This window comes from Pseudomonas sp. FSL W7-0098 (assembly GCF_005930585.1).
Taxonomy (GTDB): domain Bacteria; phylum Pseudomonadota; class Gammaproteobacteria; order Pseudomonadales; family Pseudomonadaceae; genus Aquipseudomonas; species Aquipseudomonas bubulae.
The window spans coordinates 172441-188040 of sequence record NZ_RXHW01000012.1 but is presented as its reverse complement, the minus strand read 5'-3'; the positions used below and the strand labels follow the sequence as shown (position 1 = coordinate 188040).

Below are 15600 nucleotides of genomic sequence, written 5' to 3'. Positions count from 1 at the left end.
CGCCAGCCGCGATGGGCCATGGATGGCCCGTCGCGGCGTGCCCCCATAACAGTGCCGGAGTGAGGGCACCGGCGAGCCTGGGCGAGGCGGCCGTATGGTAGGGCGAGGACTTTTTGGTTCCTTTTTGGTCCTTCAAAAAGGGACTCGCCGTAAGGGCGAAACCACTATTTCAGTTGGACGCGGATGCTGGATATGTACGCTGTGGGTCAGTTGTTTTGCAACGTTTACTTACCGTAACACCGCGCCGTCTGCATCGCAGGCAAGCCAGCTCCCACAGGTTTAGCGTCGCATAGAAATCCTGAGTATTTACAACTTCCACATGATTTGTGGTGCAACAAAAAAACCCGTGAAGGCCAGGCCTCCACGGGGTTTTGGGTACCACTGTTAACGCTTAGCCAACCAGGCCCAGGGTTGCCTGTTGCACCAGCTGCAGCATCGGCTGCGGGTAGACACCCAGGAAGAACACCAGTACCGAGACCGCCAGCAGCATCACACCGCCCGCTTTCTGTTCCCAGTTCAGCGGTGCATCGTGGCGATGCAGTTTCGGCTCGACCAGGTACAGGGTCACCATCACACGCAGGTAGTAGAACACGCCAATGGCGCTACCCAGGATCAGGGAACCCACCAGCCACCATTGGTGAGCTTCAACACCGGTGGCAATGATGTAGAACTTGCCGATAAAGCCGGCGGTCAGCGGGATACCCGCCAGCGACAGCATCATCACGGTCATCACCGCAGTCAGGTACGGACGACGCCAGAACAGGCCGCGGTACTCGTACAGGGCGTCGGCGTCACGGCCTTTGTACGGCGAGGACATCAACGTGATCACACCGAATGCACCCAGGCTGGTCAGCACATAGGTGATCAGGTACACGCCGATGGCTTCCATGGCCATGCCTTTGCTCGCCACCAGGGCGATCAGCAGGTAGCCAAAGTGAGCGATGGACGAGTAACCCAGCAGACGCTTGAGGTTGTTCTGGGTCAGTGCCAGCAGGTTACCGAACAGGATCGAGGCAATCGCGATCACGGTCAGGACATCGCTCATCACACCGGTGGTTGCCGATGGGGTGATCTGGAACAGACGCACCATCACGGCAAACACGGCAACTTTCGACGCGGTAGCCAGGAACGCGGCGACCGGCGCCGGAGCACCTTCGTATACGTCCGGCGTCCACAGGTGGAAAGGCACCAGCGACAGTTTGAAGGCCAGGCCCACCAGCATCATGCCCAGGCCCAGTTGGGCAATGGCGCTAGGAGCGCCAGTGGCCGCCAGGGCGTGACCGATACCGCTGAAGCTCAAGCTGCCGGCTTCGGCGTACAGCAAGGCCATGCCGAACAACAGGAACGCGGAACCGGCTGCCGACAGCACCATGTACTTGATGCCGGCTTCCAGGGAGCGCTTGTTGAAGAAGGCATAGGCCACGAGGCCGTAAACCGGTACCGAGAGCAGTTCCAGACCGATAAACAAACCGGCCAGGTGTTGCGCGCTGACCAGCACAATACCGCCGGTCGCTGCCAGCAGCATCAGCAGGTACAGCTCTTCGCGGTTGCCCGGATAGCCCGTGCCGCCTTCACCCAGGTAGGCGTGCGCCAGGGTGACGCAGGCCAGGGTCGCGACCAGGATCAGGCCGATATACAGATAGGCGAAGTTGTCCATCATCAACAGCGGGGTGACAGCCAGTGGAACAACTTTCAACGCCGGGAAGATCGACAACAGGGCCAGGTTAAGACCCGCCACCGAAAGCAGGAAGGTCTGTGAATGGTTGCGGCGCCACGCGATTGCCAGCATCACCACAACAACGGTGAGGCTGGTAATCAGCAGTGGAGCAAGCGCGATAAAGTGTTGGATCGTGAATTCCATAGCGCTCTTACCGGGCCGAAGCGAGTTGAGTGAAGGCGGTGCCGAGCCATTGCTGCACGCCATGCATGGTCGCAGCGGAGGTATCGAGGAACGGTTGTGGGTACACGCCGATAAACACCAGCAATACCGCCAGACCGAGCACCATGATCAGTTCACGTGCATCCATACCGGCCAGTACATCGTCCGATTTGGATGGGCCGAAGTAGGCACGGTGAATCATGATCAGCGAGTAGACCGAACCAAACACCAGGCCGGTTGTGGCGATCGCGGTGACCCAAGGGAAGCTGGCAAACGAGCCAATCAGGATCAGGAACTCGCCGACAAAGTTGCCGGTGCCCGGCAAGCCCAGGGACGCCGCCGCGAAGAACAGGCTAATGGCTGGCAGGTAAGCGATCTTCGACCACAAACCACCCATTTCACGCATGTCACGGGTATGCAGACGCTCATACAACTGGCCGCTGAGGATAAACAGCGCAGCTGCCGAAACACCGTGGGCCAGCATCTGGATCACGGCGCCTTGCAGGGCCAGCTGACTGCCGGAGTAGATACCGATCAGCACGAAACCCATATGGGAAACGCTGGAGAACGCGATCAGACGCTTGATATCGGTTTGTGCGAACGCCAGGAAAGCACCGTAGAAAATCCCGATCAGACCCAGGGTCATGGCGATCGGCGCAAACTCGGCCGAGGCATTCGGGAACAGCGGCAAGGCGAAACGCAGCAAGCCATACGCAGCGGTCTTCAACAGGATACCGGCCAGGTCCACAGAACCTGCGGTAGGTGCCTGTGCGTGAGCATCCGGCAGCCAGGAGTGGAACGGTACGACCGGCAGCTTCACGGCGAAAGCAATGAAGAAGCCCAGCATCAGGATGTACTCGGTGGTGAGCGACATCTTGGTTTTCAGCAACTCGGCGTAACTGAAGGTAATCACGCCGGTGTTGTTGAAGTTGACCAGCACCAGACCCAGGATCGCCACCAGCATGATCAGGCCGGAAGCCTGAGTGAAGATGAAGAACTTGGTGGCGGCGTAGATACGGGTTTTCTTGCCGTCCGACGAGCTATGACCCCAGAGCGCGATGAGGAAATACATCGGCACCAGCATCATTTCCCAGAAGAAGAAGAACATGAACAGGTCGATGGCGAGGAACACGCCAACCACACCGCCCAGGATCCACATCAGGTTCAGGTGGAAGAAGCCCACGTGACGCTGAATTTCTTTCCACGAACACAGCACCGACAGCACACCGAGCAAGCCGGTGAGCAGGATCATCAGCAGCGACAGGCCGTCCAGCGCCAGGTGCACGCTGATACCGAAGCGGGCAATCCAGGTGTGCTGGAACTCAAGGGCCCAGGTCGGGTCGGCGCCAGGCGCCGGTGCAAATGAGTAGTTCCCCTGGGACCACAGCCAAAGGCCGAGGGCAAGCTCAAGGGACATGGTCAGCAACGCAATCCAGCGTGGCAGGGTAGAGCCGAAGCGCTCACCCAGCCAGCACAGCAGGCCGCCGATAAAGGGGATCAGGATTAGCCAAGGCAGAATCATGACGGGCTCAATTCCTTTCGCAAAGTCGAAGGTTCATATCAGACCGCTACCAGCACGATGGCGCCCATGACCAGTACAGCACCGGCGGCCATGGATGCAGCGTACCAACGCAGTTGACCGGTTTCGCTGCGGCTCAGGGCGTTATGCCCGGCCTTGGCCATCTTCGGGATCAAACCAATGGTCTGGTCCAGAGGATCTTTGGCCAGCAAGCGGCAGATCAACAGGTACGGTTTGACGAACAGTTTGTCGTACAGCCAGTCGAAGCCCCAGGCAGCGAACCACCAGGCTGACAGGAAGCGACCGATGCCGCTGTTGGCGACGGCGCTTACAAAGCGACGCTTGCCCAGGTACAGCAGGGCAGCCAGCAGGATACCGGCCAGGGCGATGGCACCCGAGGCGATTTCCAGGCTGTGCTTGGCTTCACCGCCAGCATGGCCAACGCTTTGTGGCAGTACACCGGCCAGTGGCGGGGTGATCATGGCGCCGATAAAAGTCGACAGTACGATCAGCACGCTCAGTGGCAGCCAGTAGGTCACGCCGTGGCCTGCATGGGCTTCAGTCTTGGCTTCACCGTGGAACGTGACGAAGATCAGGCGGAAGGTGTACAGCGAGGTCATGAACGCACCGACCAGACCGGCATACAACAGTTCGTTGTTACCGCTGGCGAAGGCTTCCCAGAGGATTTCGTCCTTGGAGTAGAAACCGGCCGTCAGCAATGGCAAGGCAGACAGCGCCGCGCCACCGACGATAAAGCTGGCGTAGGCCAATGGCAGTTTTTTCCACAGGCCGCCCATCTTGAAGATGTTCTGCTCGTGATGGCAGGCAACGATGACCGCACCGGAGGCAAGGAACAGCAGCGCCTTGAAGAAGGCGTGGGTCATCAGGTGGAAGATCGCGCCGTCCCAGGCACCCACGCCCAATGCCAGGAACATGTAGCCGATCTGGCTCATGGTCGAGTAGGCAAGGATACGTTTGATGTCGGTTTGTACCAGTGCGGCGAAACCGGCCAGTACCAGGGTCACACCGCCGACGATGCCCACCAGGTGCAGCACTTCAGGTGCCAGGGTGAACAGGCCGTGGGTACGGGCAATCAGGTACACACCGGCGGTTACCATGGTTGCGGCGTGGATCAGTGCCGAAACCGGGGTAGGGCCGGCCATCGCGTCTGCCAGCCAGGTTTGCAGCGGCAGTTGCGCGGATTTACCGACAGCACCACCCAGCAGCATCAGGGTTGCCAGCACGATCCAGAAATCACCGGCCTGGAACTTCTGCGGTGCCAGCACCAGCAGTTCCTTGATGTTCAGCGTGCCCAGTTGCTGGAACAGGATAAACAGGCCGATGGCCAGGAACACGTCGCCGACACGGGTCACGATAAAGGCTTTGAGTGCCGCGTTGCCGTTGTTGCGGTTGCTGTAGTAGAAACCGATCAACAGGTACGAGCACAGGCCCACGCCTTCCCAGCCGAAGTACACGAACAGCAGGTTATCGGCCAGGATCAGGAACAGCATGCTGGCGATAAACAGGTTGGTGTAGGCAAAGAAACGCGAGTAGCCGTCTTCACCGCGCATGTACCACGAGGCGAAGACATGGATCAGAAAGCCCACGCCGACCACGACACCGAGCATGGTGACCGACAGGCCGTCCAGGTGCAGGGCGAAGTTGGGCTTGAAGCCTTCTACCGAGATCCACTGCCACAGTACTTGTGTGTACTCGCCGCCGGGTGGCGGCGCGACATTGAATTGCCAGATCACAAACGCGGCCACGATGGCCGAAAGGCCAATGGAGCCGACGCCGATCAGCGCCGAGAGGTTTTCGCTGAAGCGTCCACGGGAGAACGACAGCAGCAAAAAGCCGATCAGGGGGAATACGAAAGTCAGAAAGAGAAGGTTCATCCGCGCATCTCACTGGCAGCATCGATATCAAGCGTATGGAAGCGGCGATACAGCTGCAGCAGGATCGCCAGGCCGATACTGGCCTCGGCGGCTGCCAGGGTGATCACCAGGATGAACATGACCTGTCCATCCGGCTGCGCCCAGCGTGCACCGGCAACGATGAAGGCCAGAGCAGCGGCGTTCATCATGATTTCCAGACTCATCAATACGAAGAGAATGTTGCGACGTACCATCAGGCCAACCAGACCGAGGCAGAACAGGATGCCGGCAACGGCCAAACCATGTTCGAGAGGTATTCCTGGCATGTTATTGCTCCTTCGCCTCAGTACGGCCCAAGTGGAACGCCGTCACAGCTGCAGCAAGCAGCAGCATCGAGGCGAGTTCGACCACCAGCAGATACGGGCCGAACAGGCTGATGCCCACGGCTTTTGCATCAATGGTGGTTTGACCGATTGCCGCACCGCTCGGGTGAGCGAACAGCACGTAGAGCAATTCGGCCAGCAGGATGGCGGACAGAATGCTCGGCCCGATCCAGATGCCCGGCTTGAGCCAGTGGCGTTCTTGCGTCACCGAGGCGGGGCCCTGGTTGAGCATCATCACCACGAACACAAACAGCACCATGATGGCACCGGCGTAGGCGATCACTTCGAGCACACCGGCAAAGGGTGCGCCCAGGCTAAAGAACGTCATCGCCACGGCAATCAGCGAAATAATCAGGTAGAGCAGGGCGTGCACAGGGTTGGTGTTGGTGATCACGCGTAGCGTGGACACGACAGCGACACCCGATGCGAAATAGAAAGCGAATTCCATCGTTCTTCCTTAAGGCAGCAAGCTCTTCACGTTGATCGGCTCGGCTTCGTTCTGGGCAGCGCCTTTCGGCTTGCCTTCCACGGCCATACCCGCAACACGATAGAAGTTGTAATCAGGGTTCTTACCGGGACCGGAGATCAGCAGATCTTCTTTCTCGTACACCAGATCCTGACGTTTGAACTCGGCCATCTCGAAATCCGGTGTCAGCTGGATCGCGGTGGTCGGGCAGGCTTCCTCACACAGGCCGCAAAAAATGCAGCGTGAGAAGTTGATGCGGAAGAATTCCGGGTACCAACGGCCATCTTCGGTTTCGGCTTTTTGCAGCGAGATGCAGCCGACCGGGCACGCCACGGCGCACAGGTTGCAGGCTACACAGCGCTCTTCGCCGTCCGGGTCGCGGGTCAGGACAATCCGGCCACGGTAGCGCGGCGGCAAGTACACCGGTTCTTCCGGATACTGCAGCGTGTCACGCTTGCGGAAGGCATGGCCAAACACCATCACCAAGCTGCGAAGCTGGGTGTAGGTGCCATGCACGATGTCAAACAGATACTTGAACATGGGTCTCTATCCTCACTGAACCGCGCCGGCAGGCGTGTTCAACAACACGACTGCGGCGGTCACCAGCAGATTGATCAGGGTCAGCGGCAGGCAGAACTTCCAGCTGAAGTCCATCACTTGGTCATACCGTGGGCGCGGAATGGAAGCGCGCAGCAGGATGAAGATCATGATGAAAAACGCGGTCTTCAGAGCGAACCAGATAAACGGAATCTGGGGCAGCAGACCGAAAGGTCCGTGCCAGCCACCGAAGAACAAAGTCACCAGCAACGCCGAGATCAACACGATCCCGATGTACTCACCCACGAAGAACATGCCCCATTTCATGCCGGCGTATTCAATGTGGTAACCATCGGCCAGTTCCTGTTCCGCTTCCGGCTGGTCGAAGGGGTGACGGTGAGTCACGGCCACGCCAGCGATAAAGAAGGTCAGGAAACCGAAGATCTGCGGGATGATGAACCACAGGTTCTGCGCTTGATATTCAACGATGTCGCGCATGTTGAACGAGCCAACCTGCACCACGATGCCCATCAGCGCCAGGCCCATGAACACTTCGTAGGACACGGTTTGCGCCGAGGCACGCAAGGCACCCAGCAGGGCGAACTTGTTGTTGCTCGACCAGCCGGCGAACAGCACCGCATAGACCGACAGACCGGCCATGGCGAAGAAGAACAGGATACCGACGTTCAGATCCGCCACGCCCCAGGTCGGGGTGATCGGGATAATCGCAAAGGCGATCAGCAAGGCACTCATGGCCACAACCGGCGCCAGGGTGAAAATCGCCTTGTCGGCAAACGGTGGGGTCCAGTCTTCCTTGAAGAACATCTTGATCATGTCGGCTGCGATCTGGAACGCACCGAACGGGCCCACGCGGTTCGGACCGTAACGGTCCTGCCACAGGGCCAGCAGGCGACGTTCAACCCAGCTCAGCAGCGCGCCGCACACCACTACGGCGAGCAGGATTACCACGGCTTTGACCACCGAGATAATCACGTCGATCACTTCAGGCGTAAACCAGGTCATTGGGCTGCCTCCTGCAAACCGTCAACGGTAAGGCCAAAGATCGCTGGCGGGATACCGGCCAGGCCTGCTGGCAGTGCCACCAGACTGGCACCCAGCTCTTCATTGATACGCAGTGGCAGACGCAGGGTCACACCGGCAACGTTGAGGCTGAGCAGGGCGCCATCGTTGACACCCAGGCGGTCGGCTTCGGATTTGGCCAGTGCGATATAAGCGGCTGGAATGCGTTCTTGCACCGGTGCGGCTTTCGAAGAGTTCTCTTCGCTGCCCAGCAGATGGTAGAACGGCACGACTTGCCAGGTGCCGCGAGCCGGGTTGAACGCGCCCGGAATATTGGCGAACCAATTCAGCGAGTCGCCCTTGCTTTCGATCAGGCGGATGCCCGGGTCGCCCGCACGGATATGACCACCCACTTCGTCCTGGAACTTGTTCCAGGCTTGTGGCGAGTTCCAGCCCGGCGACCAGGCGAACGGCACTTGTTGGCGCGGTTCGACGGAGCCCGAGTAACCTTCCATGGAGAAGGCGAACGCGGTGTCCGGGTCTTGCGGGGTGCGCGGTTCGTGCACGCTGATATTGGCGCGCATGGCAGTACGGCCGCTGTAGCGCAAAGGTTCGCGCGCCAGCTTCATGCCTTTGATACGGAATGCTGCCGACGGTGCCGCATCAACGATGCCGGCCAGTTCTGGCGTGCTTGCCGCTGTTTGCTGTGTCACGTGATCGAGCAGGGTCCAGTCAACCGCCTTGTTCAGCAGGGTGCTGCGCAGGGCGTGCAACCAGCGCCAGCCTTCGTGGATCAAGTTGCTCGAATCGAGGTAGCGCGGCTCGAACACCTGGAAGAAGCGTTGGGCACGACCTTCCTGACTCACCAGCGTACCGTCGCCTTCAGCAAAGCTTGCCGCTGGCAGAACCAGATCGGCACGGTCGGTGGTTGCGGTCTTCTGATGATCGGCAACGATCACCACTTTGGCCGCGTCCAGTGCTGCGTTGACCTTGACCGCATCGACACGGGTAAACAGATCGTTTTCCAGTACCACGATGGCGTCTGCTTTACCGTCGATCACTGCTTGCAATGCAGCGTCTACCGATTCGCCGCCGAGCATGGCCAGACCGAGGCTGTTGGCTTCCGGCACGACCAGGCTGATGGAGCCGGCTTTCTCACGCAGGTGCAGCGCCTTGGCGATGTTACCTGCGGCTTCGATCAGGGCCTTGGAGCCCAGCGAGGTACCGGCAATGATCAATGGGCGTTTGGCTGCAAGCAGGGCGTCGGCGATGCGTTTGGCCAGCTCCAGGGCTTCAGCGTCCAGGCCGGCAACGGCAGGGGCGCTGGCGTCGATGGCGTGAGCCACGGCGAAACCGATACGGGCCAGGTCATCCGGCGCAGCGTGTACGCATTCTTCAGCCACGTCGTCGAGCTTGGTTTCAGCCAGGCTGGCAATAAACAGCGGGTTCAGCGCGTGCTGACCGATGTTTTTCACCGCAGCGTCGAGCCACGGCTGAACGCGCATGGCGTCGGCCATTTCTTCAGCTTTGCCCTTGACCGACTGACGCAGCGACAGCGCCATACGGGCGGCGGTCTGGGTCAGGTCTTCACCCAGTACGAAGATGGCGTCGTGATCTTCGATCTCGCGCATGTTCGGGACGGGCAGCGGGCTGTCTTTCAAGACTTGCAGCACCAGGCGGATGCGCTCCAGCTCACCGGCTTCGATACCCGAGTAGAAGTGCTCGGCACCGACCAGCTCGCGCAACGCGTAGTTGCTTTCGAGGCTGGCGCGCGGCGATCCGATACCGACGATGTTACGACCGCGCAACAGATCGGCGGCTTTATCCAGTGCAGCGTCAACGCTCAGTTTGCTGCCGTCGGCCAACAATGGCTGACGTGGGCGGTCGGTGCGGTTGACGTAGCCATAGCCAAAACGGCCACGGTCACACAGGAAGTACTGGTTAACCGAACCGTTGAAACGGTTTTCGATGCGACGCAGTTCACCGTAACGCTCGCCCGGGCTGATGTTGCAGCCGCTGGAACAACCGTGGCAGATGCTTGGTGCAAACTGCATGTCCCATTTGCGGTTGTAACGCTCGGAGTGAGTTTTGTCGGTGAACACACCGGTCGGGCAGACTTCTGTGAGGTTGCCCGAGAACTCGCTTTCGAGCACGCCGTCTTCAACGCGACCGAAGTACACGTTGTCGTGGGCGCCGAATACACCGAGGTCAGTGCCGCCCGCGTAGTCTTTATAGAAACGCACACAGCGATAGCAGGCGATGCAGCGGTTCATTTCGTGGGAAATGAACGGGCCGAGTTCCTGGTTCTGGTGAGTACGCTTGGTGAAGCGATAACGGCGCTCGTTGTGGCCGGTCATCACGGTCATGTCTTGCAGATGGCAGTGGCCGCCCTCTTCGCACACAGGACAGTCGTGCGGGTGGTTGGTCATCAGCCATTCAACAACGCTGGCGCGAAACACTTTCGCTTCTTCGTCGTCGATGGAAATCCAGCTACCGTCGGTGGCCGGAGTCATGCATGACATGACGATACGACCACGCTTGTCGTTCTCGTCGGTGTACTGCTTGACGGCGCATTGGCGGCAGGCGCCAACACTGCCCAGGGCAGGGTGCCAGCAGAAATACGGGATATCGAGGCCCAGCGACAGACATGCCTGTAACAGGTTGTCTGCCCCATCGACTTCGAGATCTTTGCCGTCTACGTGGATAGTGGCCATGGTTCAAAGGTCTTCGTTGGCCCGGTGTCAGCGGGCGTGGCTAATGGAATCTTGTTATGCGTTCGAAGCAACCCAGCCTTACGGCGTTATCGAACGATCAGAAGGGGGCACGGACCCCCTTCATTCAGAGCGTTACGCGCCGATAACAATCGGGCGTGCCAGAGGTGGAACACCGGGTTTTGCTTGCGCAATACCGGCTTCGAACTCTGGACGGAAGTACTTGATCGCGCTGCCCAACGGTTCCACGGCGCCCGGTGCGTGAGCACAGAACGTCTTGCCAGGGCCGAGGAAACCGACCAGACCCAGCAGGGTCTCGATATCGCCAGGCTGACCTTCGCCGTGTTCGATCGCCATCAGCAGCTTGACGCTCCACGGCAGACCATCACGGCAAGGGGTGCAGAAACCGCACGACTCACGGGCAAAGAACTGTTCCATGTTGCGCAGCAAGGAGACCATGTTGACGCTGTCGTCCACGGCCATGGCCAGGCCAGTACCCATACGGGTGCCAACCTTGGCGATGCCGCCGGCATACATTTGTGCGTCCAGGTGCTCGGGCAACAGGAAGCCGGTACCGGCGCCGCCTGGCTGCCAGCACTTGAGCTTGAAGCCGTCGCGCATGCCGCCGGCGTAGTCTTCGAACAGCTCGCGAGCGGTCACGCCGAATGGCAGTTCCCACAGGCCAGGGTTCTTCACTTTGCCGGAGAAGCCCATCAGCTTGGTGCCGTGGTCTTCGCTGCCTTCGCGGGCGAGGGATTTGTACCAGTCAACGCCGTTGCCGATGATGGCCGGTACGTTGCACAGGGTTTCCACGTTGTTCACGCAGGTCGGCTTGCCCCATACGCCCACAGCGGCCGGGAACGGCGGCTTGGAGCGCGGGTTGGCGCGACGGCCTTCGAGGGAGTTGATCAGTGCGGTTTCTTCACCGCAGATGTAACGCCCGGCGCCGGTGTGCACGAACAGTTCGAAGTCGAAACCCGAACCGAGGATATTCTTGCCCAGCAGGCCTGCTGCCTTGGCTTCTTCGACGGCACGGCGCAGATGCACCGCTGCAGTGGTGTATTCGCCACGCAGGAAGATATAGCCACGGTAGGTTTTCAGTGCGCGGGCACTGATCAGCATGCCTTCGATCAGCAGATGGGGCAGTTGCTCCATCAGCATGCGGTCTTTCCAGGTGTTGGGTTCCATTTCATCGGCGTTACACAACAGGTAACGGATGTTCATGGATTCGTCTTTGGGCATCAGCCCCCACTTCACGCCCGTCGGGAAGCCGGCACCGCCGCGACCCTTGAGGCCTGCGTCTTTCACGGTCTGGACGATATCGTCCTGGGCCATGTCGGCGAAGGCCTTGCGCGCAGCGGCGTAGCCGTCCTTGGCCTGGTACTCGTCGAGCCACACGGGCTCGCCGTCGTCACGCAGGCGCCAGGTCAGCGGGTGGGTTTCTGCCGAACGCTTGATCAGGTTGGCAGGACCGAAAGAAGTCAGGCTCATGGGTAGGCCTCCAACAACGTGGCGACGCCAGCAGGCTGCACGTCACCGAATGTGTCGTCGTCGATCATCAACGCCGGCGCCTTGTCGCAGTTGCCCAGGCAGCACACCGGCAGCAGCGTAAAGCGGCCGTCCGGGGTGGTCTGACCGAGGCCGATGCCCAGCTTGTTCTGGATTTCGCCGACCACGGATTCGTGGCCACCGATGTAGCAGACCATGCTGTCGCACACGCGGATGATGTGGCGGCCGACCGGCTGACGGAAGATCTGGCTGTAGAACGTAGCCACGCCTTCAACGTCGCTGGCAGGGATGCCCAGCAGTTCGCCGATGGCGTAAATCGCGCCGTCCGGCACCCAGCCGCGTTCCTTCTGAACGATCTTCAGGGCTTCGATCGACGCCGCGCGCGGGTCTTCGTAGTGATGCATCTCATGCTCGATGGCCGAGCGCTCGGTTTCGCTCAGGGCGAAACGGTCTGTCTGGATAAGCGTGCTGTTCATGCTTAGCGGTCCACGTCGGCCATAACGAAATCGATACTACCCAGGTACGCAATCAAGTCCGCGACCATTTCACCTTTGATCACCGAAGGGATCTGTTGCAGGTGCGGGAAGCTTGGGGTGCGAATCCGGGTGCGGTAGCTCATGGTGCCGCCATCGCTCGTCAGGTAATAACTGTTGATGCCCTTGGTCGCTTCGATCATCTGGAAGGATTCGTTGGCCGGCATCACCGGGCCCCACGAAACTTGCAGGAAGTGCGTGATCAAGGTCTCGATATGCTGCAGCGTGCGTTCTTTAGGCGGCGGCGTGGTCAGCGGGTGATCCGCCTTGTACGGGCCGGCCGGCATGTTGCGCATGCACTGCTCGATGATTTTCAGGCTCTGGCGCATTTCTTCGACGCGCACGATGCAACGATCGTAGGCATCGCCGTTGGCTGCCAGCGGGACTTCGAATTCGAAGTTCTCGTAGCCGGAATACGGGCGCGCCTTGCGGATATCGAAGTCACAACCGGTGGAGCGCAGGCCGGCACCGGTGACGCCCCATTCCAGGGCCTCTTTGGTGTTGTAGGCGGCAACGCCGATGGTACGACCACGCAGGATGCTGTTGTCCAGAGCGGCTTTCTGGTACTCGTCCAGACGCTTGGGCATCCAGTCGATGAACTCCTTGACCAGGCGATCCCAGCCGTTCGGCAGGTCGTGGGCAACGCCGCCGATGCGGTACCAGGCCGGGTGCAGACGGAAACCGGTGATGGCCTCGATCACCTTGTAAGCGCGCTGACGGTCGGTGAACGTGAAGAACACCGGGGTCATGGCGCCCACGTCCTGGATATAGGTACCCAGGAACAGCAGGTGGCTGGTGATACGGAAGAATTCGGCCATCATGATGCGGATGGTGTCGACCCGGTCAGGCACTTTGATACCGGCCAGCTTCTCGACCGAGAGCACGTACGGCAGGTTGTTCATCACGCCGCCGAGGTAGTCGATACGGTCGGTGTACGGGATGAAGCTGTGCCAGGACTGGCGTTCGGCCATTTTCTCGGCGCCACGGTGGTGGTAACCGACGTCAGGCACGCAGTCGACGATCTCTTCACCGTCCAGCTGCAGGATGATGCGGAAGGCACCGTGAGCCGAAGGGTGGTTCGGCCCCAGGTTGAGGAACATGTAGTCCTCGTTTTCACCGGAGCGTTTCATGCCCCAGTCTTCCGGGCGGAAGCGCGCGGCTTCCTCTTCCAGCTGCACCTTGGCCAGGGTCAGGCTGTACGGATCGAACTCGGTAGCACGGGCCGGGAAGTCCTTGCGCAGCGGGTGACCTTCCCAGGTCGGCGGCATCATGATGCGCGACAGGTGCGGGTGGCCTTTGAAATCGATGCCGAACATGTCCCAGACTTCACGCTCGTACCAGTTGGCGTTCGGCCAGATACCGGTCACGGTAGGGACACTCAGGTCTTTTTCAGACAGGGCCACCTTGATCATGACGTCGCTGTTACGTTCCAGCGACATCAGGTGGTAGAAGACGGTGAAGTCTGCACCCGATGGCAGGCCCTGACGCTTGGTACGCAGACGTTCGTCCACACCGTGCAGGTCATAGAGCATGACGTAGGGTTTTGGCAGGTTGCGCAGGAAGGTCAGTACTTCGACCAGTTTTGGGCGGCTAACCCAAAGCACCGGCATGCCGGTGCGCGTGGCCTGGGCGGTGAACGCCTCAGGGCCAAAACGGGTATTGAGTTCGACAACCACATCTTGGTCGTCAGCCTTGTAAGGCGGGATGTACAGAGCGGAGCCTGCAGTCATGGTTTTTTATCGCTTTCGGTCAACGTAAAGAATGAAGCCAGTGATTCGTTCTATTGAGTAGAAACGGCGCTGGATCAGACTTCGTCGGGGCTGCGCAGGTTGGTTACCTGAATACGCTGTTCGCGGCGCTGTTCCTTTTGCGATGGCATCTCGGCGCGGTACACGCCTTGTTCGCCAACGACCCAGGAAAGTGGGCGACGCTCCTGGCCAATCGACTCTTGCAAGAGCATCAAGCCTTGCAGAAAAGCCTCAGGGCGGGGCGGGCAGCCGGGTACGTAAACGTCCACAGGCAAGAACTTGTCGACCCCTTGAACCACGGAGTAGATGTCGTACATGCCACCGGAGTTGGCGCACGAACCCATGGAAATGACCCATTTAGGTTCAAGCATTTGCTCGTAGAGACGCTGGATGATCGGCGCCATCTTGATAAAGCAGGTCCCGGCAATAACCATGAAATCCGCCTGACGCGGCGAAGCCCGGATAACCTCGGCGCCAAAGCGCGCGATATCGTGGGGCGCCGTGAAGGCGGTGGTCATTTCCACATAGCAGCACGACAGGCCGAAGTTGTACGGCCACAGGGAATTTTTACGTCCCCAGTTGACCGTGCCGTTCAGCACGTCTTCGAGCTTGCCCATGAAAATGTTTTTGTGGACTTGATCTTCTAACGGATCGGCAACGGTTTCCCGTGTGCCGATCGGGTATTGCTCGTTAGGAGCATCCGGGTCGATCCTGGTGAGTTCGTATTGCATCGCCAAAGCCTCATTGTTTCAGCTTGGCCTGCCGCTTACGACGAGCTTCCGGTGCCCAATCAAGAGCACCCACCCGAAATAGGTAGACAAGGCCTGCCAACAGAATTGCTATGAAAACGAGAGCTTCGACGAATCCGGTCCAGCCGCTTTCGCGAACAGACACAGACCAGGCAAAGAGAAAGAGGGCTTCGATATCGAAGATCACGAACAGCATCGCGACCAGATAGAATTTGGCTGAGAGCCGCAAGCGGGCGCCACCGGTAGGTAGCATGCCGGACTCGAACGGTTCATTTTTGCTGCGACCCCAGGCTTTTGACCCAAGGAGGCTGGAGACGCCAAGCATGAAGGCACAGAGGCCGACAACGCCGAGAAGGAAAATGGCAAAGCCCCAGTTGTGGGCTATGAGTCCTGTCGCTTCGGGCATGCTGGAAATCCTTAACAGAGAGCAAAGGTCTCTGAGCTAGAAAAGGTGATAAAGCAGTGACGTTATGTCGCAGTGCTATTGATTGCCGGGATTTTATGGCTAAACACCCAGCAAGTAAATTTTCTAAGATGAATTAATTCAGTCCTTTAGTTGTAGAACCTCCATCAATGTCTATGCAGGCCTTGAACTGTGGGCGTTACAGCGTTTTTCAGTGTTTGTTTTTCAGTGTTCATGTATTCAACAAAAGCAACTCGTAATGATAATTA

The 15600-nt window shown here is 59.3% G+C and carries 13 protein-coding genes; all 13 read right to left on the bottom strand.

Annotated elements, in window-relative coordinates:
- Positions 1 to 391: 391 nt before the first annotated feature.
- Positions 392 to 1861: an NADH-quinone oxidoreductase subunit NuoN gene (nuoN, locus tag FHL07_RS20710; RefSeq protein ID WP_095003304.1), complete on the bottom strand. Its 1470-nt coding sequence runs from the start codon at positions 1859 to 1861 to the stop codon at positions 392 to 394.
- A 7-nt stretch (positions 1862 to 1868) separates the two neighbouring features.
- Positions 1869 to 3401 (bottom strand): NADH-quinone oxidoreductase subunit M, encoded by a 1533-nt coding sequence (nuoM, locus tag FHL07_RS20705; protein WP_095003303.1) that lies wholly within the window; start codon positions 3399 to 3401, stop codon positions 1869 to 1871.
- A 38-nt stretch (positions 3402 to 3439) separates the two neighbouring features.
- Entirely contained in the window at positions 3440 to 5293 is a 1854-nt protein-coding gene (gene nuoL / locus FHL07_RS20700) for an NADH-quinone oxidoreductase subunit L (RefSeq protein WP_095003302.1), read from the bottom strand.
- Complete coding sequence (gene nuoK, locus FHL07_RS20695; RefSeq protein ID WP_019412103.1) at positions 5290 to 5598, bottom strand: NADH-quinone oxidoreductase subunit NuoK; 309 nt, start codon at positions 5596 to 5598, stop codon at positions 5290 to 5292. Before nuoK ends, nuoL begins: the two co-directional genes overlap by 4 nt.
- A gap of 1 nt (position 5599) precedes the next feature.
- A complete protein-coding gene (gene nuoJ, locus FHL07_RS20690) occupies positions 5600 to 6103 on the bottom strand; it encodes an NADH-quinone oxidoreductase subunit J (protein ID WP_019412102.1) in 504 nt (167 codons plus the stop codon).
- A 9-nt stretch (positions 6104 to 6112) separates the two neighbouring features.
- Positions 6113 to 6661, bottom strand: coding sequence for an NADH-quinone oxidoreductase subunit NuoI (gene nuoI, locus FHL07_RS20685; protein ID WP_016780194.1), 549 nt, complete (start codon positions 6659 to 6661; stop codon positions 6113 to 6115).
- Between the two features lie 12 nt (positions 6662 to 6673).
- A complete protein-coding gene (nuoH, locus tag FHL07_RS20680) occupies positions 6674 to 7681 on the bottom strand; it encodes an NADH-quinone oxidoreductase subunit NuoH (protein WP_016780195.1) in 1008 nt (335 codons plus the stop codon).
- On the bottom strand, positions 7678 to 10392 hold the full coding sequence (gene nuoG, locus FHL07_RS20675) for an NADH-quinone oxidoreductase subunit NuoG (RefSeq protein WP_138738866.1): 2715 nt from the start codon (positions 10390 to 10392) through the stop codon (positions 7678 to 7680). The genes nuoH and nuoG overlap by 4 nt, the downstream gene beginning before the upstream one ends.
- A gap of 132 nt (positions 10393 to 10524) precedes the next feature.
- Positions 10525 to 11880, bottom strand: a complete 1356-nt coding sequence (nuoF, locus tag FHL07_RS20670) for an NADH-quinone oxidoreductase subunit NuoF (protein WP_086796175.1) — start codon at positions 11878 to 11880, stop codon at positions 10525 to 10527.
- On the bottom strand, positions 11877 to 12374 hold the full coding sequence (gene nuoE, locus FHL07_RS20665) for an NADH-quinone oxidoreductase subunit NuoE (RefSeq protein WP_088379405.1): 498 nt from the start codon (positions 12372 to 12374) through the stop codon (positions 11877 to 11879). The genes nuoF and nuoE overlap by 4 nt, the downstream gene beginning before the upstream one ends.
- A gap of 2 nt (positions 12375 to 12376) precedes the next feature.
- Positions 12377 to 14161: an NADH-quinone oxidoreductase subunit C/D gene (gene nuoC, locus FHL07_RS20660; protein ID WP_138738865.1), complete on the bottom strand. Its 1785-nt coding sequence runs from the start codon at positions 14159 to 14161 to the stop codon at positions 12377 to 12379.
- Between the two features lie 74 nt (positions 14162 to 14235).
- The gene (locus tag FHL07_RS20655; RefSeq protein WP_016780200.1) at positions 14236 to 14910 is read right to left on the bottom strand and encodes a NuoB/complex I 20 kDa subunit family protein; all 675 of its coding nucleotides are present in this window, start codon (positions 14908 to 14910) and stop codon (positions 14236 to 14238) included.
- A 10-nt stretch (positions 14911 to 14920) separates the two neighbouring features.
- On the bottom strand, positions 14921 to 15334 hold the full coding sequence (locus FHL07_RS20650; protein WP_003446990.1) for an NADH-quinone oxidoreductase subunit A: 414 nt from the start codon (positions 15332 to 15334) through the stop codon (positions 14921 to 14923).
- Positions 15335 to 15600: the final 266 nt, after the last annotated feature.